The organism is Paracoccus laeviglucosivorans (assembly GCF_900182695.1).
Taxonomy (GTDB): Bacteria; Pseudomonadota; Alphaproteobacteria; order Rhodobacterales; family Rhodobacteraceae; genus Paracoccus; species Paracoccus laeviglucosivorans.
The window spans coordinates 44552-66778 of record NZ_FXTK01000017.1; the positions used below are offsets into that span (position 1 = coordinate 44552).

Genomic DNA, 22227 nt, shown 5'->3' on the forward strand with positions numbered 1-22227 from the left:
GACGTTGGTCGGGCAATCGCAGCGCCCTCAGCCGCGGTAATCTGCGTCGCTGACCTTTTCCATCCAAGTCACGGCGCTGCCGTCGATGGTTTCCTGAATGGCGATATGGCTCATGGCGGTATCGGGGGCCGCGCCATGCCAGTGCTTTTCGCCCGCCGGAAACCAGACGACATCGCCCGCGCGGATGTCTTCGACAGGGCCGCCTTCGCGCTGTGCCAGCCCGCGCCCGAAGGTCACGATCAATGTCTGACCGGCGGGGTGGGTATGCCATGCGGTGCGTGCGCCCGGCTCGAACGTGACATGCGCCCCGACCGCGCGGCCCGGTGCCTCGGCTGCGAAAAGTGGGTCCAGACGCACCGTTCCGGTGAACCAGTCGGCGGGTCCGACCGACGAAGGCGTCTGGCCCGAGCGTGTGATCTTCATGTGGTCCCCCTGATTGCAGCTTGGATGGGGGCGGCAGATCGCGCCGCCCCGGTGATGGTCATCACCCCATCGTGGCGATGTCCATGACAAAGCGATATTTCACATCGCCCCGGATCATCCGTTCATAGGCCGGCTCGATCCCGTCGGCGCGGATCATCTCAATATCCGACACGATGCCATGCTGGGCACAGAAATCCAGCATCTCTTGCGTCTCTGGGATGCCGCCGATCATCGAACCGGCAAGGCTGCGGCGCTTCATGATCAGGTTGAACACATTGGGCGACGGATGCGGCGATGCGGGCGCCCCGACCAGCGCCATGGTGCCGTCGCGCTTAAGCAGCGTCAGGAACGCATCCAGATCATGCGGCGCAGCCACAGTGTTCAGGATGAAGTCAAAACTTTTCACATGCGCCGCCATTTCGGCGCGGTTGCGCGACACGACCACCTCATCGGCGCCAAGCGCCTTGGCATCGTCCCGCTTGCTTTCCGAGGTGGTGAAGGCCACGACATGCGCGCCCATGGCATGGGCCAGTTTCAGCCCCATATGCCCCAGACCACCGATACCGACGACACCGACCTTTTTGCCGGGACCGGCACCCCAATGGCGCAGCGGCGACCAGGTGGTGATACCCGCGCAAAGCAGCGGCGCCACGGCGGCCAGCTGATCCTCGGGATGGGTGATTTTCAGCACATAGCGTTCATGCACCACGATCGCCTGCGAATAGCCGCCCAGTGTATGGCCGGGCGCGTCCGCGGTCGGACCGTTATAGGTGCCGATCATGCCGTCGCAGTAATTTTCCAGCCCATCATCGCATTCCGCGCAGTGCTGGCAGCTATCGACAATGCACCCGACACCGACCAGATCGCCGACCTTGTGGCGTGCGACATGCCCCCCCACCGCCGCAACGCGCCCCACGATCTCATGACCCGGCACGCAGGGATACAGCGTCCCCGCCCATTCGCTGCGGGCCTGATGCAGGTCCGAGTGGCAGATTCCGCAATAGGCGATCTCGATCCGCACATCGTGGTCCCCCACGTCGCGGCGGCTGATCTGCATTTGCGCCAGCGGCTGGTCGCCCGCGGATGTGCCATAAGCAAGAATGGTCATAGGATTTCCTTTCGCTTGCGTTCCGACGGCAGAAAGCTGGCAAAGCTCGTTTCGTTCTGCACGGCGCTGACATAGCACGTCTATGTGACGCAAGAACCGCGCGTTTTCGGCGCATGTCAAGGTCAGGGCCGGCGGCGCATGGAAATCGGATCGTTGACCCATGCGGGAAAACTTGATCCACTTTTCCTTATCCCACACGGAGCGCGTGACATGACCGACGCAGTGAAAGGCCCGGCATCCTATTTCCCGTCGATCGAGGCGAAATATGGTCGTCCCATTCAGGACTGGAAGGACATGATCCGGGCAAGGCCGACCCAAAAGCATATGGAGCTAGTCGCCTGGCTCAAGCAGGAACACGGGCTGGGGCATGGACACGCCAACGCGCTGGTGGCTGATACTTTGCGGTCCGAAAAGGACTAGCGCCGATCACGCCACGGAAGTTGGATCACCGGCCAAGCATTGTCGCGACGATGCTTCACATTCCCAGCCATGCCCGACTTTGACAGACCGGCACCCGAAAGCGCCGGTCTGTCCTTTATGCAATTGCGCTGCGCGAGGCGCGGATGGTTTCGATGGCGCGGCCTTCCATGCGGATCACCTCGAATGTCAGTTCGCCCGCGCGGATCACCTCGCCCTGTTCGGGCAGGCGGCCTAGCGTCCACAGGATATAGCCCGCCAGCGTCGAATAACGCTCGGCCGAATCCTGCAAGTCGGCCTTCAGCAGATCGGCGGCACGGCGAATGTCCATCCAGCCGCTGACCAGCCACGAGCCGTCCTCGTTCTCCTCGGCCAGCATCGGCTCTTCGCCTTCGTCGGGGAATTCGCCTGCGATGGCCTCCAGAATGTCGGTGGGCGTGGCAATGCCTTCCAGCGCACCGAATTCATCGACGATGACGGCAAGTTGCACCGGGGATTTTCGCAACTGCTCCATCAGGCGCAGCGCGCTTAGGCTTTCATGCACCACCAGCGGCTCGCGGACCGAGTTCTGCAGGTCGATGCGCCCTTGGGTCATCAGGTCGCGCAGGATGTCCTTGGCCAGCGCGACGCCCACGAATGCCTCAAGACTGCCGCGCGCCAGCAGGAAACGCGAATGGCCTTGCGTCAGGATCTGTTCGCGCAAGCTCGCCTCATCCGCGTCCAGATCCAGCCAGTCCACCTCGCCGCGCGGCGTCATGACCGAGGTGGCGGGACGGTCGGCCAGCGTCAGGACGGAACGGATCATGTCCTTTTCCTCGGGGCCGAAGATCGCCTGCTGTTCGGCCTGCTGGGCGATGGCATCAGCGGCGCCGCCCAACTCCTCGCCCCGGCTGCCGCCCAGCATCCGCAGCACCGCGCCCGCCGTGCGATCACGCAGATCGCCGGTGGTCAGCACCCGCTCGCGGTTGCGGCGCGCGATCTGATTCAGCGCCTCGATACCCACCGAGAAGCCGATGGCCGCATACAGATAGCCCTTGGGAATGTGGAAGCCGAACCCTTCGGTGATCAGCGAAAAGCCAATCATCATCAGGAACCCAAGACACAGGATCACCACCGTCGGGTGGCGCGACACAAAAGCCATCAGCGGCTTTGCCGATAGCATCATCACGCCCACGGCCACGATCACGGCGATCATCATCACCGACAGATGTTCGACCATACCGACCGCCGTGATCACGCTGTCCAGCGAAAACACCGCATCCAGCACGACGATCTGCACCAGAACCTGCCAGAAGACGGCATGGACGGGGTTCGCTTCCTGATGGTGAGACGAGCCCTCCAGCCGTTCGTGAAGCTCCATCGTGCCCTTGAACAGCAGGAAAAGCCCGCCGAAAATCAGGATCAGGTCGCGCCCCGAGAAGGGGTGCCCAAACAGGCTGAACAGCGGCTGCGTCAACGTCACGATCCACGCGACCGAGGCCAGAAGGCCAAGCCGCATCAGCAGCGCCAGCGTCAGGCCGATCATCCGCGCGCGGTCGCGCTGATGCGGTGGCAACTTGTCGGCCAGCACGGCGATAAAGACCAGGTTGTCGATGCCCAGAACGATTTCAAGCACGATCAGCGTGGCAAGTCCGGCCCAGGCAGCGGGATCGGACATCCATTCGAATAGCACGGGAAACTCCATATCAGGAAATAAGGCGCAGGGCGAATTGCGCGATCAGGTGGATGCTGGCGATGGTGACGCCCGCCATCAGCGTCACGCACAGGATCGAGGCGACCCAGCCGATCAGCGTCCACAGCCCGTCGCGGGCCACGGCGGCCAGTGCCAGAAGGCACATGCAGGCGGCGGGCGGGATATTGCCCAGCGGGATCGGCAGGATCAGGATCAGCGACAGCAGGACGCAAAGCGCGCCCGAAATGCGCAGGGCCAGGGGCGAGGCAAGTGCGTCAAGGCGCGGATGCAGGATGCGTTCGACCCGTCGCAGCATGGGCAGCGAATGGCGCGCAATGGTCTGGAACATGGATTGCGACAGACCGCGCCGGGTAATGACGGCGGGAAAGCGCGGCGGTCGGCCCAGCATCAGCGCCGCCGCCAGATACAGCATCGGCAGGCCCAGCACGACGGATGAGCCGGGCGGGTTCGGCAGTATATTCAGAATGCCGAATACCAGAAGCAGCGCCAATGTGGCGCGGCCTTCGAACCATTCGATCAGGCGGGCGACGGAAATGCGATCCTTGCCCGGTGCTGCGGCCAGCTGTTCGATCAGGACCGACAGCGGCAGCCGACTTCGGTCCTCCTCCGGCGCACCGGAGGAGGGGGTTTCCGACGAAGGGAGGAGCATGTCCCTCATCAGAAATCGTCACCGCCATCGTCGAAACCGGCATCTTCATAGCCGAGATCTTCGTCTTCTTCGTCCTGAGGTGCGGCCTCTTCGGCCGAGGCTTCGCCGGCGAACATCGACCCGATGGCATTGCCCAGAAGCACGCCGCCCGCGACCCCCATCGCGGTCTGCGCCGCACCGGCCAGAAAACCCCCGCCCTGTGCCTGTTGCATCTGACCGCCGGGCATCATGCCCGGTTGCTGGCGCTGAACGCGCGGCACGGACGAACTACCGCCCATCAGGCGCGACAGAAAGCCGCCCTGGGGCTGGCTGGCCTGCGTCTCAAGTTCCTCGATGCGCTGCTGGGCCATGTTCAGCGCATGTTCCTGCATGATGACGGTCTGCGCCATGTAATAGGGCGCAGACGGTTGGCGGGCCACGGTGTCGCGGATGAACGCCTCGGCCTCGCCGTCGCGGGCTGGCGTCTGCCGCTCGACATGGGCGAGTTTACCGAACAGGTCCTGAATGGCCTGGCGATCATTGTGATCCATAGGGAATTGGTCCTTCAGTTGGTGGGGAGGGAGCCGAGCAAACGCTCGGCAGTGTCTGCCAGATGCGCGGGATCGTCCCGCGCACCCAGCACATGGGCCACGCCGTCATGCGTGATCCATGCGATGCCGGTTTCCCCGGCATACGTCGTGCCAGCCCCGTCGCCACCGTCTGCGCGGACGATGAACAACGACAGGCGGCCATGTTCGGGCGTATCAAGGATCATCTCGACGCCCGGCCCTTGCAGCGATGGAAAGACCTGCACGTCGCGCGGCGTCCAGCGGGCGGGCATCTGCGGCAGTGCAAGCCCGGTCAGCGCCCGGATTTCGGCCGCGTCCACATCCGGCGCTTCGGGCTGGGACAGCATCGCCAGCCGCAAATCGCTGGCATCGCGCGCAGCAAGGGCGCTTTTGACGAAGGCGGGCGGCGGGGTCGAAGCCGCGCCTTCGCGCAGGCCGACCGGCCCCAATGCCAGCCAAAGCGCCGCCACGGTCGCGGCAATCGCCGCCGAGGGCAGCCCGACACCCAACCAGCGCGGCGCGATGGCGCGTTCCAGCCTGCGGGCCTCGCGCCGGTCGCAGCGGAGCGGATCGGGCAGTGCCAGAGCCAGCCGAAGCTGGTTGCGGCGGTGGATGTCGGTCATCACGCGAGCCGCATCGGCGGGATGGTCGCCCAGCCATTCTTCGACCGCGTTGCGTTGCCACGGATCAAGCTGACCATCGACATAGGCATCCAGATCGTCCTGATTGACCTTAGCTTTCATGCCTGTCTCCGTTCTGGACCAGCCGCAGCGGGGTGCGGGTTCCGTCCTCATAGGCGCGCAGGGCGGCGCGGGCGCGGGCAAGTCGCGACATCAGCGTGCCCTGCGGGATATGCAAAAGCGCCGCCGCCTCGGCATAGGACATTTCTTCGACCGCGATCAGGTGCAGCGCCTCGCGCTGTTCGGTGGGAAGCAGAAAGAACGCGGCGCGGACCTGTTCCAGCCGCACCGCCATTTCCTGCGAGGCGGGCACCTGCGTGTCGATGAAACCCGCAAAATCCGCTTCGCGCCGCGCCCGCGCACGCTGGCTGCGCTTGCCGTCGATAAAGGCATTGTGCAGGATCGACATCAGCCACCCTCGCACCGGACGCGACGGGTCCAGCGTCGCGCGGTGTTCATGCGCGCGCAGGAACGCTTCCTGCAGCAGATCGTCGGCATCGGGTTCGTTACGCGCCAGCACCAGCGCATAGCGCCGCAGACGCGGCAGCAGGTCCAGAATTTCTCGGGTTCGTTTCGGCATCTTGATCAATATACGAAGCCGAAGGCCGGACTAATCCATCCGACGCGAATTTTTTTGCAGGCACACCAGCCGATCGGGTGCCGCGGCACTGATGCGCAAGCGCAATGGCCGGATATTCGATCATCTAGATCAGCGCCGTCATAAACCTGCCTGTCATGCAGCGCTGGCAATATGTCAGCATCCGTAGCTTATCAGCAAATGGCCTGACCTATGACCAATCTTCCGCTTGTTGGAATTGCGATCACCACCCGGAACCTGCCTGAATATCGCGACTTCCTGATGAACGACCAACGCGATCTGGAACTTCAGGATTTTTGCAATGCCGATCTGCTGAACGGCGACTGGCGCGGGGTGGCCGATACCGCCAAGGCCCAGCTTGCGGGTTATACCGGCCGTCTGGGCATTCACGGGCCATTCTGGGGCCTGAACATCGCCAACCCCGATACCGAGATGGGCTATCTGGTCCGCCGCAAGCATCTGCAGGGGCTGGAGGTCTGCGAATATCTGGGCGCGACGCAGATGGTCATCCATTCACCCTATCGCATGATCACCTCATCCGCGGCCAGCATCGGCATGGTGATGCGCAAGGGACCGGACGGCGTTTCGGGCTGCGTCGCGGCCTCTGCCAGCGCATCGGCAATATCGTCCAGCGCCGCCGAAACACGCGCCAGCAGCCGCGCGCCTTCCTCGGTCGGGCGGGTCGATCTGGTGGTGCGGGCCAGCAAGCGCACGCCCAGATCCTCCTCAAGCTGCGTCACCGCATGACTGACGGCAGAGGGGGCGATCCCAAGACGATCGGCAGCGCCGCGAAAGCCGCCAAGTTCGGCCGCCGGGATTTCGAACGCGCGGTGCTGGATGATCTGCCCCTTGGCCGCATCGGAACGGATGCGGAGGCGGCAGCGGTCGCGCTGTTCCTGCTGTCGGACGATGCAAGCTATGTCACGGGCAGCCAATATGCCGTCGATGGCGGGCTGGTCATGCAGTGACAGTGCGAAAAACGCCGCCCCACGGGCGGGGCGGCGTCGATATACTCAGCGCAGTCGCTGCGGCGTAGCCTCGGGCGGGATCAGGGGCAGATAGCTTTCACCGGCCAGCTGCTCCTTGTGTTCCGCCTTGGCCGTGCCCAGCAGATCGGGGTCGGTCAGCGCCCTGACCGCCGAGGCCGCCAGCACTTTTCCGGCCTGAAGCATCCCCTTATGGGCATAGCCGCTTTTGCCCTGGCTGACCATTTGCCAGGTGTGGGGCGGCGTGCCGTAAGCCTCGGTCGCGACATAGACCTGACCTGTCGGCACCAGCCAGCTGACATCGCCCACATCGGTCGAGCCGTGCAGGAAGGTGGGTTCCTCCTCGAACGGGTTCAGGTCTTCGGACAGGATCTTGCCGCGCTTGGCGATGCGCGATTGCACCTCGGCCGCGAAGGTCTTCTGGATGCGGCTCGCGAAATCCTTTTCGCTGTTGGAAAAGGTCGGAGTGCCGAATTTCTCAAACTCGCCATGCATCATCCGCGCCAGCGTGACGTTGGGCACCAGATCGGCCGAAGCGGCGTCAAAGGTGATCTCAAGCTCGGTTCCGGTCATCAGCGCCGCGCCACGGGCAACGTCCTTAACCCGCTCGGTGATGTCGCGGACCTGATCCATGCGCGGGGCGCGGACCTTGTAAAGCACCTGTGCGTGCGACTGCACGACGTTCGGCGCGCGGCCACCGGCGTCGGTGATCGCGTAATGGATGCGGCCGTCCTGAATGATATGTTCGCGCAGATAGTTCGCACCCACATTGGTCAGTTCCACCGCGTCCAGCGCCGAGCGCCCCAGATGCGGCTCGAACCCGGCATGGGCGCTGGTGCCGCGAAAGGTGAAATACAGCTGGTTCGTCGCCAGCATCCTTGCGTTATAGGCAAGGTTTTCATCCCACGGATGCCACGTAAATGCCACGTCCACACCGTCGAACAGACCTTCGCGTGCCATATAGGCCTTGCCGCCGCCACCTTCCTCGGCGGGGCAGCCGTAAAAGCGGATCGTGCCTTTCAGGTCCAGCTCATCCTTGCAGGCTTTCAGCGCCAGAATGGCCGCAAGCGCGCCGGTGCCCAGCAGGTTGTGGCCACATCCATGCCCGTTGCCGCCCTGCTGGATCGGATCATGCTGCGTCACGCCGCTTTGCTGGCTAAGCCCGGTCAGCGCGTCGAATTCGCCAAGGATCGCGACGACCGGATGGCCCGAGCCGTAGCTTGCGACAAAGGCCGTCTCGATCCCGCCGGCCTGCCGGGTGACCTGAAAGCCCGCGGCCTCCAGCTCATCGGCCAGCAGGGCTGCGGATTGCGCTTCTTCATAGCGGATTTCGGCAAAGGACCAGATGCGGTCCGCGACGGATTTCAGGTTTTCGGCATTCGCCGCAACGCTGCGCTCGATGATGTCGATATAGGTCATTTCAGACAGCTTGTTCCGTGTTTTTCTTGGCGTGAATTGCGGGGAAAGTCATCGCGATGGCGACGACGACCAGCGCGCAGGCAACGATCACGCTGAACGCGATGCCATAGTTCTGTCCGGTGGCGGCCAGCACCCAGCCGATCAGCATGGGGGACGCGAACGACCCAAGCTGCGCCAGCGAGTTGATCAGCCCCGTCGCGGTTCCGACCGAATTCGACGGGAAGTGCTTCATGATCGTAGTGAACACGCTGATCGAAATGGCGTTCAGGAACACGTTCGAGACGGTCAGATAGGCAAAGGCCAGCGGGATCGATTCCGCATTCGCCATCAGGTAGATGAAGATTGCCGCGACGGTGGCACCAATGCAGATCAGGTATTTTTCCTTTTGGTGGAAAAAGCGGTCCAGCAACCAGCCGCAGGTCAGGAACGAGATGAAGCCCATGGTCGGCGGGATCATCGAATAGACGCCCATTTCCATCATGCTCATGCCCTTGACCTTGACCCAATAGGACGGCAGCCACGACTGAAGGCCCCAGAACACGATGTTGGTAAAGAAATAGCAGGACGCGATTTTCCAGGTCAGCGTATTCTTCAGCAGCGTCTTGATGCGCTGTTTTTCCGAGACCTTCGCCTCGCCCGATTTGGCGACCAGCGTTTCCGAGCGGGGCGGCATGATGCAGTAAAGTGCGATCGACATGACAACGCCGACGATGCCCAGCACAATGAACATCATGCGCCAGCTATGCCACGCGATCAGGCCGGTGATGATGACCGAACCCAGCGCGAAGCCGACCGAAGCGCCCGATTGCAAGACGGATTTCGCCCGCGCCATCTTTGATTTCTCAAAGTTCTCGGTGATCGCGACCGAGCCGCCGGCGGGAAAGACCGCCTCGCCCGCGCCGGTGACGGCACGCGCGGCCGCCAGACCAAAGGCGCTGCCGACAAAGCCACAGGCGACCGTGCCCAGCGACCAGACCGCGACCGCCGACGACAGCACGCGCCGCGAACCCAGCCGGTCCACCAGATAGCCGCCGATCAGCTGCGTCATCGAATAAGCCAGAAAGAACGCCGAGATGATCATCCCCTGATGCTCGGGCGTGATGCCAAACTCCTCGCTGATCGGAATGATCGCGATGTTGATGGCGGTTTTATCGAGGAAGCCGATGACCCAGCACAGGAACAACATTCCTATGATGACGTGGCGGCGCTGAATTTTTGCGAACATGAGCGACCCTGTTGAGTTGGTTTTTTCTGCTCTGTGACGGTTTGTCGCGAAACTCTATGGAGGATCGCACAGTATTTCGGATAAAGATCTGTGCAATCATACATGGCGTGACATGCAGACCGATTTTCTTTCACATCCACTGATACGCGACTTGCGGCAAGTGACGGGGCTGACGATGACGCATCGCGATGTCGCAGCACGGTCGGACGCGGCGGTGCTGATCAGCACGGAGCGATGCGATGCGGGACACTCCACCGTCATCGCGGATCATTCTTATCACACTGGAAAAATTACGGAATTCACGTTTTCTGCCCCGAACCCTGCTGCGGTCTGCGCGGCCATTCAGGCCGCAGTGCAGGCGGCCGTCGCGGATCATCAGGGCCGGATGATTTCCATGCTGGCCTCGATCAATGCCGAGGTGATCAATTCGCTCGACGGCACCGAAATCGTGCGCAACGTGCTGCATGAGGTCCGGCATGTGCTTGGGGCCTGCGATTCCGGGGTGCTGCGGCTGTATGATGAAAAAAGCGGCTTTCTGCTTCCCGTGGCGCAGGAAGGGCTTCCCGAAGAATATCGGCAATATCGCCTGCTGCCCAACGAATCGATCTCGGGCGAGGTGTTCTCGACCCAGCGCGCTGCGCTTTTGAACGGCCGCGCGGACATCATTGCCGCCCATCGGGTCATGCGGCCCGAAAGCCAGTCGTTCATGGAGCGGTCGGACATCGCCAATGCGCTGATGTGCGTTCCAGTCGTGACCGAGGGCAAATGCCTGGGCACGCTGACCACGCTTTGCTTTTCGCCCGAAGGCAGGTTCGCGCCGTTTGATCTGGCAATCCTGCAATCCTTGGCGGCCCAGATTGCCATCGGCTATCGCCGCTCGCAAAGCTATCAGGAAGCGCTGGCGACATCCCGCCACCTTGAGGAAACACGCGAGGCGCTGACGCGCAAGAACCACGATCTGGACCGCGCCGTATCCCTGCACGAAGCGCTTTTGCACATTTTCGCCTCGGAAACCGGGCTGGCGGCGCAGCTTGATGCTGTTGCGCGCCTTTACCGGGTCGAATTCCGCTTTGAGAGCGTCCTTGGACTTGCGCATCGGACAAGCGGTTGGCGGGACGCGGACGAAGCCCATGCGCTGACCCAGACGGTCGAGGCGGCGGGGATTGCCGTTGGTCGCTTTCTGGTCCGCATCAAGGGTGATCCGGGTGTGCTGCGCGCGCTGTTTGGCACGGTTGCCGCATTCATGGCACTGGATTTCATGCGCAACCTGTCGCAGCTTGACCTGCTGAACGCCCGCAAGGGCGCATGGTTCGATCAGTTGACCAGCAGCCGCGATGATCGTCGCCCGACCCAGTTCGGATTTCACCCCGACCGCCACATTCAGGTGATGATGGCGGATCTGCCGGATGACGGATCGGTGTTTGGCCCTTACCGCGTGCTTTCTGCGCTGCAGGAAGCACTGCCGATCCGCAATGTGCTGGCCTTTCACCGGGACGAAGGGATCGTGCTTACAATCTCGGCCTCGACGGCGGCGGCGCTGGAACGCAACATTGTGGCCGCGGCCAAGGCGGCTGCGGATATGGGGCTGCATATGGGCGCCAGCACGGCGCGCGAGCAGTTCGACAATCTGGACGAAGCGGTGACCGAGGCACGGCAGGCCGCACATGCGCAACAGCGGCGCAATCAGGCGGGGCTGTTGCGATATCGCGATATGGGCATCGAACGGCTGTTCACGGACCGCACCCGGAATGAGATTCTGGACTTCAGCCGCCAGATCCTTGCGCCCCTGACCCAGCCGCGACATCGCCAGCTGCATCAGACGCTGATCCGTTACGTGGCCGAGGGAAAGTCCGCCGCGCGAACCGCGCAGGCGCTGAACATCCATCCCAACACGCTTTATCAAAGGCTTCAACGGATCGAGGCGCTGATCAGCCGCAGCCTGTCGGACCCTGCCGATTACACCCTGCTTAGCCTTGCCTGCCAGCTTGAGGCAGAATACGGCGCAGGCCCCATCTTCGATCCAGATACGCGCTGACACGCCCATGCTGTCCGCAGCGCCACAGGGGCCGGCCATCTTGGCGCTGCAGGGACTATTTCATGGAACCGGCTTGCATCTGGATATATGCGCCAGATCGCCAGATTCGACTGGCAGACCTCTCCCCCGATTTCCAAGACATTTGATCAAGGACATTTCCGTGCAGCGCATGCAATTGAGCGGGATCCACATGATGGTGATCGCGACCGCGTGTTTCACACTGAACGACACCGCGCTGAAACTGGCAATGGCCGAAATCCCGCCTTTTCAGGCGCTGTTCATGCGTGGCATCGGGGTCGTGGTCTTGGGGATGGTGCTGCTGCGCCCGTTCGGCCTGCGCCGCGCGGCCCGCATGATGCTTGAGCCGCAGGTGCAGGCAAGAAACTTCTTCGAGCTGCTTGCGGCCCTGGGCTTCGTCTTTGGGCTGGCCCATGCGCCGATCGCCGACCTGACGGCGTTGGGACAAACCTCGCCGCTGATCCTTTTGCTGGGTGCCGTGGCGTTTTTCGATGAAAAGCTGCGGCCTGCCCAGATGGGCCTGATCGTCGCGGCCTTCATGGGGGCGCTTCTGGTTGCGCAGCCCGGACTTTCGGGATTCAGCCCGTATTCGCTTCTGGGTCTGTGGGCCGCTGTTGCCGTTGCGGCACGCGACCTGCTGGGCCGCCGTATCCGCCCCGAAGTGCCCGGTCTGGTCATCGCCGTCGGCGCTGGCGCGATGGAGGTCATGGGGGCGGGCATCGCGGGTGCCCTGACCGAAAGCTGGGTGGTCCCCTCGGCGGGCACCTTGCTGCTGACGCTGATCTCCAGCGCGTTCCTGATGACCGCCCATTGGCTGATCGTCAGGATTTACCGCGTGTCCCATGTCACGGCGGTCGCGCCGTTTCTTTACGCCGCGACGGTCTGGGCGCTGCTTTCGGGATGGCTCGTCTTCGGCTCGGTTCCGAACGAACTGGCGCTGGTCGGGATGCTGGTCATCGTGACGACGGGCGGCGCGCTGGTCGCACCCGAATTCTGGGCACGGCGCAGGTCGGCGCCAAAGGGCGGTTTGGCCACAAGGGCGATCCGGCTTATGTCGCGCGGCCTGCGGGCCTGACGAAACGCTGTTCGCGAACCTTTGTCCCCCATTGCGCGCCGACCACTTCGTCGGCCAGCGCAAAGCCCGCCCGTTCATAAAGCCGACGCGCGGCATCAAGACCGGCAAAGGTATCCAGATGCGTTTCGGCAAAGCCGTATCCATCGACAAATGCCATCGCCGCCGCCAGCAGCTGGCGTCCCGCTCCTGCACCGTGCAACGCCTGATCCACGACGAACCAGCGTAGATGGGCCTTGCCCCCGCCCAGATCCTCGCCGTCGATGGCGATTGAGCCGCTGATCACGCCGTCATGGACCACGGTCCAGACGCGATTGCAGTCACGGTCCAGACGATTGCTGAATTCGGCAAGACCGGCAGCGACGCGGGATTCGAACAGCTGACCAAAGCCATGTTCCCGCGCATAGAAATCGATATGCAATTGCGTGATCCGGGCGATCAGGCCCGGCTGATAGCCCTGAACCAATGACAATTGCGGCCGTTCGTCGGTCCGGCTGCGCCCGCCCAAGGCGTCTGCATAAAGCGCTAGTCCTTGCAGGACGACGCCGGTCTGGTGAACAGGCAGTCGCGCAATCGCATCCGACACTTGTCGCTGGGCAAAGTCATGGATACCGGCGACCGACACCTTGCCCGATGGCGTCAGGGCAAGGATTTTCGCGCGGCCGTCTGCGGGGTTCGGCCGCTCTTCGATCAGCCCGGCGTCCACCAGTTTGCGCAGCATCCGGCTGACGCTTGATTTATCCAGCCTCAGCCGCGCTGCAAGATCGGCAGCAGTGGCGCTACCGCCTTCCACCTCGATCAAGGCATGGACCGAAGACGGCGGCAGCGTGGTCCCGGCGATCGAGCCATTCATAAAGCCTAGCTCGCGCACCAATGCCCGAGACGCTGACCGGATGGCGCTGATGGTTGTGTTGCTGGAAACCGGCATCGTCATCGGGCATATCCATATAGTTGCATAACGCAACTATATTCCGATTGTTTTTGCGGTTTCAAGATGGATTTGACGCGCGGGGTCGTTGATGGTGGACCGGCATGACATTCGACAAGGGGGAGACAGCCGAATGAACCGTCTTAAACAACGCATCACCGCAGGCGAACAGGTCGCCGCAGCCTGGGTCGGACTGGGCAACCCCGACATCGCCGAGATCATGGCCCGCCACGGCTGGAACACGCTGGTCATCGACGGCGAACACGGTGTGGGCGATCTGGACGATTGGGTGGCCGTCGCCCGTGCCGCCGAAGCGGCCGGGGCGGATGTGGTGCTGCGTGTGCCGGACGGGTCCGAAACTTTGCTGAAACGGGTGCTGGACCGCGGGTTCCGGTCGCTGATCGTGCCAATGGTGAACACCCCCGAACATGCCCGCGCCATCGTCGGTGCCTGCCGCTATCCCGCGCTTGGCCGTCGCGGCTATGCGGCGCCTGTGGTCCGCGCCTCGGGCTGGGGCGCGCGTCCGGGTTATGCGCGCAACGAAGCGGCGGATGAGTTGCTGCTGATCTTGCAATGCGAACATATCGAGGCGGTCGAAAACCTGCCCGAAATCGCCGCCTTGCCGGGTGTGGACATGCTTTTCATCGGCCCCAATGATCTTGCAGGCTCGATCGATCATCTGGAACGCATGATGGAGCCCGCCCCGCAAGAACTGCTACGCCGGATCGAGGCGGGCGCGGCGGCGGCAGGAAAGCCGCTTGCCACGATCACGGGCGCGGGGCGCGACTGGGACAAGCTTCGCGCGCTTGGCTATCGCTTCATCGTCGGGCCAAGCGACATCTCATTGCTGATCGCGGGCGCCCGAGGTGCGGCGGCCGAGCGTGACCAGACCGTGGCGCAGGTGGTGCGCGCCTACTGACACCGCGCCGTCTGCGCGACCGGCGCATGTGTGGTCGCTGACGGAAAGCACCGGGGAAATGCCGTGCGGATATTGCTGATCGAGGATGACAATGACCTTGGGGCGGCGGTGCGGGAACGCATCGGCGCGCAGGGCCATGTCGTCGATTGGATGACGCTGCTGGCGGATGCGGAAGCCTGCATGGACACCATAGGCTATGATCTGGTGCTGCTGGACATGATGCTGCCCGATGGCAGGGGCATCGACTTTCTGCGCGCGCTTCGCCGTCGCGGCGGGCATGTTCCCGTCATCATCCTGACGGCGATGGACCGCATCTCGGAAAGGATCGCCGGGCTGGATGCGGGGGCGGATGACTATCTGGTCAAACCCTTCGATCTGGCCGAGCTTTCGGCCCGGATCGGCGCGGTCGGGCGGCGCTATAACGGCAATCCCAGTCCGCTGACCCGGATCGGCGCATTCGACATCGACCTTGCCCGCCGCGCGATGACCGGACCAGACGGGCCGGTCACGCTAAGCGCCACGGAATGGATCGTGCTGGAAACCCTGCTGTCCGGCTCCGGGCGTCCGATCAGTCGGGCGATGATCGAGGATAGGCTGTATTCCTTTGACCAGGGCGTCGAAAGCAACACGGTCGAGGTCTATGTCAGCCGCCTGCGTCGCAAATTGGGCCGCGACTGCATCCAGACCCAGCGCGGCATCGGATACAGCATCATCATCTAAGCCGTTCAGTTTCCTTTCAGCTTCATGGGTTCATTGTGCCTTCGGATAACCGACGGGGGCTAAGATGATCATGACGCCATTCTGGCTGGCTTTCGGACTGGCAGGCCAGTCCATGTTCACGGCACGATTTCTGGTGCAGTGGATCGTCAGCGAAAAGCACCGGCGCAGCACGATCCCCATCGCCTTCTGGTGGCTCAGCCTTGGGGGCGGGGTGATGCTGCTGGTCTATGCCGTCGCGCGGCGCGATCCGGTTTTCGTCTTTGGACAGGCGGCGGGACTGATCGTCTATATCCGCAACCTTTTCATGATCCGCAAAGTCAAGCACGCGGAGGGCGCATGAGCGTGCAAGACGTCACCGCCCCGCCCCACGCGGCAGTTCAGGCGGGCCATCGTCCGCTGGTTGCCGCGCTGTGCATCTTTGGCGCGGTTTCGCTGCTTGGCATCCTGATCCGCCCCACCCTGCCCATTGATGAGACGCGCTATCTGGCGGTGGCATGGGAAATGCGGCTGGGCCATGACTGGCTGGTCCCGCATCTGAACGGCCACGCCTATAGCGACAAGCCGCCCATGCTGTTCTGGCTGATCAATCTGGTCTGGCTGTTCACCGGACCGTCCGGGTTCGCGGCGCGTCTGGTCGCGCCGGTCTTTGGGCTTGTGACCATCGCACTGACCGCCCGGCTGGGCGCGCGTCTGCATCCCCAGCGGCCGGAATATGGCGGTTGGGCCGCGCTGATCCTGTCAGGCTCGTTGGGCTTTGCGCTTTATGGCGGGCTGACGATGTTCGACACGATGCTGAGCGCCGCCACCGCAGCAGGCGTTCTGGCACTGACCCATGTCGAACGGCGCGGGCTGCGGCCCTGGCTGGTCCTTGGTGCGGCGCTTGCCTTTGGTGCGCTGGCCAAGGGGCCGGTCATCCTGATCCACCTGTTGCCCATCGCCGTGGCTGCGGCGTGGTGGAAAGGCATCGGCCTGCGCGCCATGGCCCAGGGACTGGGCGCGGCGATCTGCCTGGCGCTGGCCATCGTCGGGCTGTGGCTTGTGCCCGCCCTGACCGTCGGCAGCCCGGAATACCGCGAGGCGATCCTGTGGACGCAATCCGCGGGCCGCATGGTGCAATCCTTCGCGCATGGCCGTCCGGTCTGGTTCTTTCTGGCCGTCCTGCCGCTGCTGCTCTGGCCTTGGGCATGGTCGCCCCGGATCTGGCGGCAGGCCCGGTTCACCCCTCCGCTGGTGGTCTGGAGCGTGGCGACCCTGCTGATCTTCAGCCTGATCAGCGGCAAGCAGGCGCATTACCTGATCCCGGTGCTGCCCGCCTTTGCCATCGCATTCGCACCCGCGCTGGCGGGCAGCAAGCGCCGCGCACCCATCGCTTGCCTGCTGCCTTTTGGGTTAGCGTTGGCCATGTGTGCGCTGATCGTAGGGCTTGCGCCGCAGGAATACATCACGGCGGCGAACCCGCACCCCGTCGCCCTGCTGGTCGTGGCGTTGCTGGCCGCCGCCGCTGCGGTGGCGCTGATCGACGGGGTGACGGTATTTCTTGCCGCGCCGCTGGTCGTCTGCGCATCCGCCTGCATCTTTCTGGGCGAAATGGGCGAGTCGCATGACGCAGCCCCGCTGGCGCGCAGGCTGGCCCCGCATGACACCCAAGGCATCGGGCTGATTGACGGCAAATATCATGGGCAGTTCACCTTTGCAGGGCGGCTGCATCATCCGGTCATCGTCTTTGGCGACGCCGGATCGGCCTTGGACTGGCTGCAGGAATGCGCGGGTCGGGTGCTGACCGCACCGCTGAAGAACGGACCGGGCCAGCCCGCCGACACGATAGATTTCCGGGGGCAGCCTTGGGGCATCTGGCTGCCGCAGACCCAAAGCGACAGGGGGCAGCCATGCCGCAACTAAACCCGATCACGGTCGTCATCCCCTGCCACAACGAAGCCGGGGCAATCGCCGATCTGGTGGCCGAGACCTTTGGCGCCCTTGGGCCGGTCTGTGCAGAGATCCTTGTCGTCGATGACGGCTCGACCGATGGCACGGCGGCGGCGCTGCTGCGGCAATTCCCCGACGATCCGCGCCTTAGGCTGATCCGGCATGGGCGCTGCTGGGGCCAATCGTCGGCCATCCGCACGGGCGTGCGCGCCGCCACAACCGCTTGGATTGCCACGCTGGACGGCGACGGCCAGAACCCGCCCGACCAGATCCTTACCCTGATCGCGCGTCTGGAACAGGCGGACGCGGCAAGGGTCGGGCTGGTGCAGGGCCAGCGCCGCGACCGGCAGGACGCGGGCAGTCGCAGGCTTGCATCCGTGCTGGCGAACCGGATCAGGAATTACTGCCTGCACGACACGGTGGCCGATTCCGGTTGCGGGCTAAAGCTGTTCCGGCGCGATGCGTGGCTTGGCCTGCCGTTCTTCAACCACATCCACCGCTTTACTCCGGCCATGATGCAGCGCGAAGGCTGGCTGGTGCTGGTCAGTCCGGTCACCCATCGCCCCCGCATCGCCGGAGCTTCGAAATACACCAACTTTCGCAGGGCGATGGTCGGAATTGTTGACCTTGCGGGGGCGGCGTGGCTGATCATGCGGGCCGGTGTGCCCTCGACGACGCTGGAAGGGCCCGGAGCTGCGAACGGGGAAAGTTGATGCGCAAATCCAGTCTGCTTCGCGACCTTGTCGGCGGGTTCGGCGCGGGGATCATCGTCGTCTGGTTCGTTGCGATGTTCGTAGGCTGGATCGCACTCCGCGAGGAGCTGGACGAGATTTACGATGCCAGTCTGGCCCGCGTGGCCGATCATGTCCTTTCGATCTCGGATCGAAGCGGGGGTGGCACACGCGGATCGGACCTGTTCGTGGAACTGACCGCGCCCGATGGCACGGTTCAGTTCCGGTCACCCGGCACGGACAGCACCCTGTTTTCGATGGCCGCCGATCAGGGTTTCAGCGAGGCGGGCGATATGCGCGTGCTGACGCTGCACAACCCCGATGGCAGCGCCCTGCGCGTGGCCGACCCGCTGAAAGAACGGCGCGAGGCCGCGCGCGAAACGCTTGTGGCGATGCTGCTGCCTTCGGTCCTGCTGCTGCCCTTGGCATTTCTGGCAACGCGCGCCTTCATCCGGCGCAGGCTGGCCCCGATCCGCGCCCTGTCAGCCGAGGTCGAGGGCCGCAGTGCCGCCGATCTGCACCCCATTGACGCCCCCGCGACCCCCGAGGAGCTTGAGCCGGTGCGCGATGCGATCAACCGTCTGATGGCGCGCCTGTCCGACGCGTTCGAGGCCGAGCGCAGTTTTTCGTCAAACGCCGCGCATGAATTGCGCACACCCATCGCCGCCGCCTATGCCCAGACGCAACTGCTGATCGACAAGGCCGACGACCCCGCCATCCGGTCGCGGGCCGAGGCAATCGCCCGCACCATGCAGCGCCTGTCGCGCCTGTCGGCAAAGCTGCTTGAACTGGCCCGCGCCGAGGTGGTGCGCGACGATGATCCCGGCCTGCACGATCTGGCCCCGGTGCTGCGGCTTGTCGCATCGGACTGCAAGGGCGGGCATCGCTATGACATTCCCGACCATCCGGTGATGGTGCGCATGGATGTCGATGTCTTTGCCCCTATGGCCCGCAACCTGATCGAGAATGCGGAACTGCACGGTCAGCAACCCGTCACCATCCGCCTGACAAAGCAACTGTTTCAGGTCAGCAACCACGGCCAGATGGTCGCGCCGGACAAGCTGGCCCGCCTGACCCGCCGCTTTGAACGGGCGGGCAGTCGGGAAATCGGTTCCGGCCTTGGCCTCGCAATTGTCGATACACTGGCCCAAAACGCCGGAGGGTGGCTGGAACTGCAATCCCCGATCCCCGGCAGCGTGGACGGTTTTCGCGCCACCGTGCATTTCGGCCCGATGCGTCAAGATTCGTAGCCGAACATCGCTTCCAGCTTTTCCCAGGTCTGATCCATCGGCCATGCGGCGGTGTAGGGGATCGACAGATGACCATAGCGGATCGAGATCTGCGCCTCGGCGCGGTCTTCGTCATGCCCGCTTTGGGCCAGATACAACGCGGCGGCAAGGCCGGTGCGGTCGGCGCCGGACATGCAATGGATCAGCACGGGCTTGGGCGCATCGCGCAACATCCCGATCAGGCGTTCCGCATCCTGCGCCGACAACTCCTTGCGCGCCGACATGGCGAAATCGAAATGCTGCAAGCCAAGCTTTTCCGAGGCCGCGATCTCGGCATCATACCAGGGCGTGCCGACATGCGTGCCCCGCAGGTTGATGACGCTGCGGATACCATGGCTGTAGGTCCAGCGCGTCAGATCCTCGGCCGATGGCTGGCCCGAGCGATACGCCTCGCCCGGAACGACGGCATGGAAATTGCCCCCAAACTGCAAACCAAGCAGATGCGCTGCCAACAGGGTTACAGCCACAAGCACCAAAGACAGAAGATAGCGAAAGCGTTTCATATTGCGACAGCCCGTGCGTTTTTCGGCACAAAGCACTGCGAAACTGAACCCAGACTGAACGGCGCGCAGGCACGCAAGATTTGGTGCGTGAAAATTGACTGCGGCAGGAAAGTCGCACTTCCTGACTGAAATACTCAGCTAAATTCCCACGGCGATCCGCTCTGGCTATGATGCCTGCCACCCGCGTCGCTTGCGGACGTCCATCCTGTCGGGAGATCTGAATTGTCCAATCGTTTTCTGGTGCTGCTGCTTGCCGGCACGGTCATGCCGTCCTTTGCCATCGCGCAGGAAGCCGTCCAGCTGGATGAGATCGTGCTGAACGCTGAAAGCGGCGACACGCTGGACCAATACGGCTATCTGGCGCGCTCGGGCCGTCAGGCCATGCGGATCGATGCCGAAATCAAGCGCCTGCCGCAGTCGATCAGCGTCATCACGCAGGACCAGCTTGAAGATCAGGCCCCCCGCACAATGCTTGAGGCGCTGAGCTATACCGCGTCGGCCACGCCGGGAGTGTTCGGGTTCGACACCCGCTATGACGCATTCTATCTGCGCGGTTTTCCCGCCTATCAGACCGGGGTATTCCGTGACGGCCTGCGCAGCTTCAACGGGCTGTCGTCTTGGTATCGCAACGACCCCTATACGCTGGAGGGGATCGCCGTGCTGAAAGGTCCGGCATCGTCGATGTTTGGTGTCAGCACGCCGGGCGGCATCGTGAACCTTGTCAGCAAACGGCCCAAGGACACGCCGTATCACGAAACCAGCCTGAGCTATGGCAGCAACGCCCGTGCGCAGGCATCCGTCGATTTCACCGGGCCGCTGGATGCGGACGGCGATGTGCTTTACCGTTTTATCGCGGTTGGCCGTGATGCCGACACGCATCTGGACGGCTATGCCGACGATCACGTGCTGATCGCGCCCTCGATTTCCTATCAGCTGTCCGACACGCAAAAGCTGTTGGTCATGGCCGAATATGCCAAAAGCCGGACCGGCGCGGTGGCCTATAACTGGTTCGATTCCAGCGTTACCCCTTCGGACTGGAGCGTGACGGACGAACCCGCAGGCGATCCCGATTACAACATCTATGATCAGGAACAATTCCTGCTGGGCTATGAATTCACGCAGGATCTGGGCGACAGCACCCAGTTCCGCCAAAGCTATCGCTATACCAAGGTCCGCACCGACATGCGCTATGCGATCCGGTCCGGGACTTCGGCTGACGATCTGGCCCCGTCCTATTGGACGCGCTACCACGAAGACGCCAGCACGCATGTGATCGACGCCATGCTGGAACATAAATTCCAGACCGGCAGCTTTGGCCACACGCTGGCCTTTGGCGCGGATTACACGCTGGCGAAATACAGCGCCGACACGGGTTATACGACGCTTGGCCCGGACGCGAACGATGCGATGGATGTGCCCTTCTATGCGTCGCGCAAGCAGACGCAGAAAGGCATCTACATTGCCGACCAGATCGAGCGGGACGGGCTGACCATCTCGGCCTCGGCGCGCTATGACTGGGTGACGACCGATTATGCCGATGCGGATCTGGCGACCGGCGCGGTCGATGCGGGTCAGCAAAAGGACGAAGCCTTCACCGGCCGCCTGGGCGTGTCCTATGAACTTGCCAACGGCATGACGCCCTTTGCCAATATCTCGACCTCGTTCGCGCCCAATATCAGCCAGGTGTTCGAAAACACCTCGGACACCAGCGGCGCCCCCGCCGAAGCGACCGAGGCGCTGCAAAAGGAAATCGGCCTGAAATACGAACTGCCCGATGGCAACACGATGATCACCGCATCGCTGTTCGACATCCGGCAGGATCACGGCATGGTTCTGGTCGTGGGCAATGACGGGCGCAATCGCGGCATCGACTATAACCTGACCTCGCGCGGGTTCGAGCTTGAGGCGAACAGCACGCTGGACAACGGCCTGAACCTTGTCGCCTCATATGCGCATATGAAGGTCACGATCGACAAGGGCAGCGCAGGAACCGAGGGCAAGGAATTGTCCGGCACGCCCAACGATACGCTGTCGCTGTTTGCGAAATACGCCATCCCTTCAGGCGCGCTGGAGAATTTGGCGCTGATGGGCGGCATCCGCTATGTCGGCAAAAGCTATGGTGACGACAGCAACACGATCCGCAATTCCAGCCGCACCTATGTCGATCTGGGCCTGTCCTATGACTTCGCGAAACAGGGCTATGCGGGCACGCAGCTGCAACTGAACGTGCGTAATGCGCTGGACCGCCGGGAACAGACCTGCACCGCCGGCTGGTGCTACAAGGATGAGGGTCGGACCATCGACCTGAACCTGTCGCGCCGCTTCTGACACGTTTCCAGA

General features: G+C 63.3%; 23 protein-coding genes. 11 read left to right on the plus strand and 12 right to left on the minus strand.

From position 1 onward, the window contains the following. Window positions 1-27: 27 nt before the first annotated feature. Both FN835_RS15815 and FN835_RS15820 read right to left on the minus strand, forming a co-directional pair. A complete protein-coding gene (locus FN835_RS15815; protein ID WP_142664198.1) occupies window positions 28-423 on the minus strand; it encodes a (R)-mandelonitrile lyase in 396 nt (131 codons plus the stop codon). A 61-nt stretch (window positions 424-484) separates the two neighbouring features. After that, on the minus strand, window positions 485-1531 hold the full coding sequence (locus FN835_RS15820; protein WP_142664199.1) for an NAD(P)-dependent alcohol dehydrogenase: 1047 nt from the start codon (window positions 1529-1531) through the stop codon (window positions 485-487). A gap of 210 nt (window positions 1532-1741) precedes the next feature. Between FN835_RS15820 and FN835_RS15825 the strand changes: the two genes are divergently transcribed. Then, window positions 1742-1951: a DUF4287 domain-containing protein gene (locus tag FN835_RS15825; protein ID WP_185958718.1), complete on the plus strand. Its 210-nt coding sequence runs from the start codon at window positions 1742-1744 to the stop codon at window positions 1949-1951. 115 nt (window positions 1952-2066) lie between these two features. Here FN835_RS15825 and FN835_RS15830 read toward each other — a convergent pair whose 3' ends face one another. The 6 genes from FN835_RS15830 to FN835_RS21900 all read right to left on the minus strand — a co-directional run bounded on the left by FN835_RS15830 (window position 2067) and on the right by FN835_RS21900 (window position 6958). After that, a complete protein-coding gene (locus tag FN835_RS15830; RefSeq protein WP_142664201.1) occupies window positions 2067-3620 on the minus strand; it encodes a TerC family protein in 1554 nt (517 codons plus the stop codon). 13 nt (window positions 3621-3633) lie between these two features. Continuing rightward, window positions 3634-4290: an exopolysaccharide biosynthesis protein gene (locus FN835_RS15835; RefSeq protein ID WP_185958720.1), complete on the minus strand. Its 657-nt coding sequence runs from the start codon at window positions 4288-4290 to the stop codon at window positions 3634-3636. Window positions 4291-4298: 8 nt separating this feature from the next. Further along, window positions 4299-4820, minus strand: coding sequence for a DUF2076 domain-containing protein (locus FN835_RS15840; protein ID WP_142664203.1), 522 nt, complete (start codon window positions 4818-4820; stop codon window positions 4299-4301). A gap of 14 nt (window positions 4821-4834) precedes the next feature. Further along, window positions 4835-5581, minus strand: a complete 747-nt coding sequence (locus FN835_RS15845; protein WP_142664204.1) for an anti-sigma factor family protein — start codon at window positions 5579-5581, stop codon at window positions 4835-4837. Then, window positions 5571-6098, minus strand: coding sequence for a sigma-70 family RNA polymerase sigma factor (locus FN835_RS15850; protein WP_142664205.1), 528 nt, complete (start codon window positions 6096-6098; stop codon window positions 5571-5573). Before FN835_RS15850 ends, FN835_RS15845 begins: the two co-directional genes overlap by 11 nt. 536 nt (window positions 6099-6634) lie before the next feature. Further along, window positions 6635-6958, minus strand: coding sequence for a LysR family transcriptional regulator (locus FN835_RS21900; RefSeq protein ID WP_142664245.1), 324 nt, complete (start codon window positions 6956-6958; stop codon window positions 6635-6637). Here FN835_RS21900 and FN835_RS15860 point away from each other — a divergent pair. Further along, complete coding sequence (locus FN835_RS15860; RefSeq protein WP_221930449.1) at window positions 6860-7084, plus strand: SDR family oxidoreductase; 225 nt, start codon at window positions 6860-6862, stop codon at window positions 7082-7084. The genes FN835_RS21900 and FN835_RS15860 overlap by 99 nt on opposite strands. Before the next feature lie 45 nt (window positions 7085-7129). Here the strand turns inward: FN835_RS15860 and FN835_RS15865 are convergent, their stop codons facing one another. Both FN835_RS15865 and FN835_RS15870 read right to left on the minus strand, forming a co-directional pair. Next, window positions 7130-8521, minus strand: coding sequence for an amidohydrolase (locus FN835_RS15865; RefSeq protein WP_142664206.1), 1392 nt, complete (start codon window positions 8519-8521; stop codon window positions 7130-7132). 1 nt (window position 8522) lies between these two features. Beyond that, the gene (locus FN835_RS15870; RefSeq protein ID WP_142664207.1) at window positions 8523-9746 is read right to left on the minus strand and encodes an MFS transporter; all 1224 of its coding nucleotides are present in this window, start codon (window positions 9744-9746) and stop codon (window positions 8523-8525) included. Window positions 9747-9921: 175 nt separating this feature from the next. Here FN835_RS15870 and FN835_RS15875 point away from each other — a divergent pair, with 175 nt between their 5' ends. Both FN835_RS15875 and FN835_RS15880 read left to right on the plus strand, forming a co-directional pair. Then, window positions 9922-11781, plus strand: a complete 1860-nt coding sequence (locus tag FN835_RS15875; RefSeq protein ID WP_185958721.1) for a helix-turn-helix domain-containing protein — start codon at window positions 9922-9924, stop codon at window positions 11779-11781. Between the two features lie 190 nt (window positions 11782-11971). Further along, window positions 11972-12874, plus strand: coding sequence for a DMT family transporter (locus FN835_RS15880; protein WP_281285417.1), 903 nt, complete (start codon window positions 11972-11974; stop codon window positions 12872-12874). On the opposite strand, the gene FN835_RS15885 is transcribed toward FN835_RS15880, so the two are convergent. After that, window positions 12849-13805, minus strand: coding sequence for a helix-turn-helix domain-containing GNAT family N-acetyltransferase (locus tag FN835_RS15885; RefSeq protein ID WP_221930450.1), 957 nt, complete (start codon window positions 13803-13805; stop codon window positions 12849-12851). The two genes, FN835_RS15880 and FN835_RS15885, sit on opposite strands and share 26 nt — an antisense overlap. Before the next feature lie 127 nt (window positions 13806-13932). Here FN835_RS15885 and FN835_RS15890 point away from each other — a divergent pair, with 127 nt between their 5' ends. The 6 genes from FN835_RS15890 to FN835_RS15915 all read left to right on the plus strand — a co-directional run bounded on the left by FN835_RS15890 (window position 13933) and on the right by FN835_RS15915 (window position 19345). Then, entirely contained in the window at window positions 13933-14718 is a 786-nt protein-coding gene (locus FN835_RS15890) for an HpcH/HpaI aldolase family protein (protein ID WP_142664210.1), read from the plus strand. 63 nt (window positions 14719-14781) lie between these two features. Next, window positions 14782-15438, plus strand: a complete 657-nt coding sequence (locus tag FN835_RS15895) for a response regulator transcription factor (protein WP_142664211.1) — start codon at window positions 14782-14784, stop codon at window positions 15436-15438. Window positions 15439-15502: 64 nt separating this feature from the next. Beyond that, window positions 15503-15778, plus strand: coding sequence for a lipid-A-disaccharide synthase N-terminal domain-containing protein (locus FN835_RS15900; RefSeq protein ID WP_142664212.1), 276 nt, complete (start codon window positions 15503-15505; stop codon window positions 15776-15778). Further along, a complete protein-coding gene (locus FN835_RS21650) occupies window positions 15775-17337 on the plus strand; it encodes an ArnT family glycosyltransferase (protein ID WP_142664213.1) in 1563 nt (520 codons plus the stop codon). Before FN835_RS15900 ends, FN835_RS21650 begins: the two co-directional genes overlap by 4 nt. Next, complete coding sequence (locus FN835_RS15910) at window positions 17325-18077, plus strand: glycosyltransferase family 2 protein (protein WP_142664214.1); 753 nt, start codon at window positions 17325-17327, stop codon at window positions 18075-18077. The genes FN835_RS21650 and FN835_RS15910 overlap by 13 nt, the downstream gene beginning before the upstream one ends. Beyond that, window positions 18077-19345 (plus strand): histidine kinase dimerization/phospho-acceptor domain-containing protein, encoded by a 1269-nt coding sequence (locus FN835_RS15915; protein WP_142664215.1) that lies wholly within the window; start codon window positions 18077-18079, stop codon window positions 19343-19345. Before FN835_RS15910 ends, FN835_RS15915 begins: the two co-directional genes overlap by 1 nt. On the opposite strand, the gene FN835_RS15920 is transcribed toward FN835_RS15915, so the two are convergent. Then, a complete protein-coding gene (locus FN835_RS15920) occupies window positions 19333-19887 on the minus strand; it encodes a dual specificity protein phosphatase family protein (protein ID WP_142664216.1) in 555 nt (184 codons plus the stop codon). The two genes, FN835_RS15915 and FN835_RS15920, sit on opposite strands and share 13 nt — an antisense overlap. A gap of 222 nt (window positions 19888-20109) precedes the next feature. On the opposite strand from FN835_RS15920, the gene FN835_RS15925 reads away from it, so the two are divergent. After that, a complete protein-coding gene (locus FN835_RS15925; RefSeq protein WP_142664217.1) occupies window positions 20110-22215 on the plus strand; it encodes a TonB-dependent siderophore receptor in 2106 nt (701 codons plus the stop codon). Window positions 22216-22227: the final 12 nt, after the last annotated feature.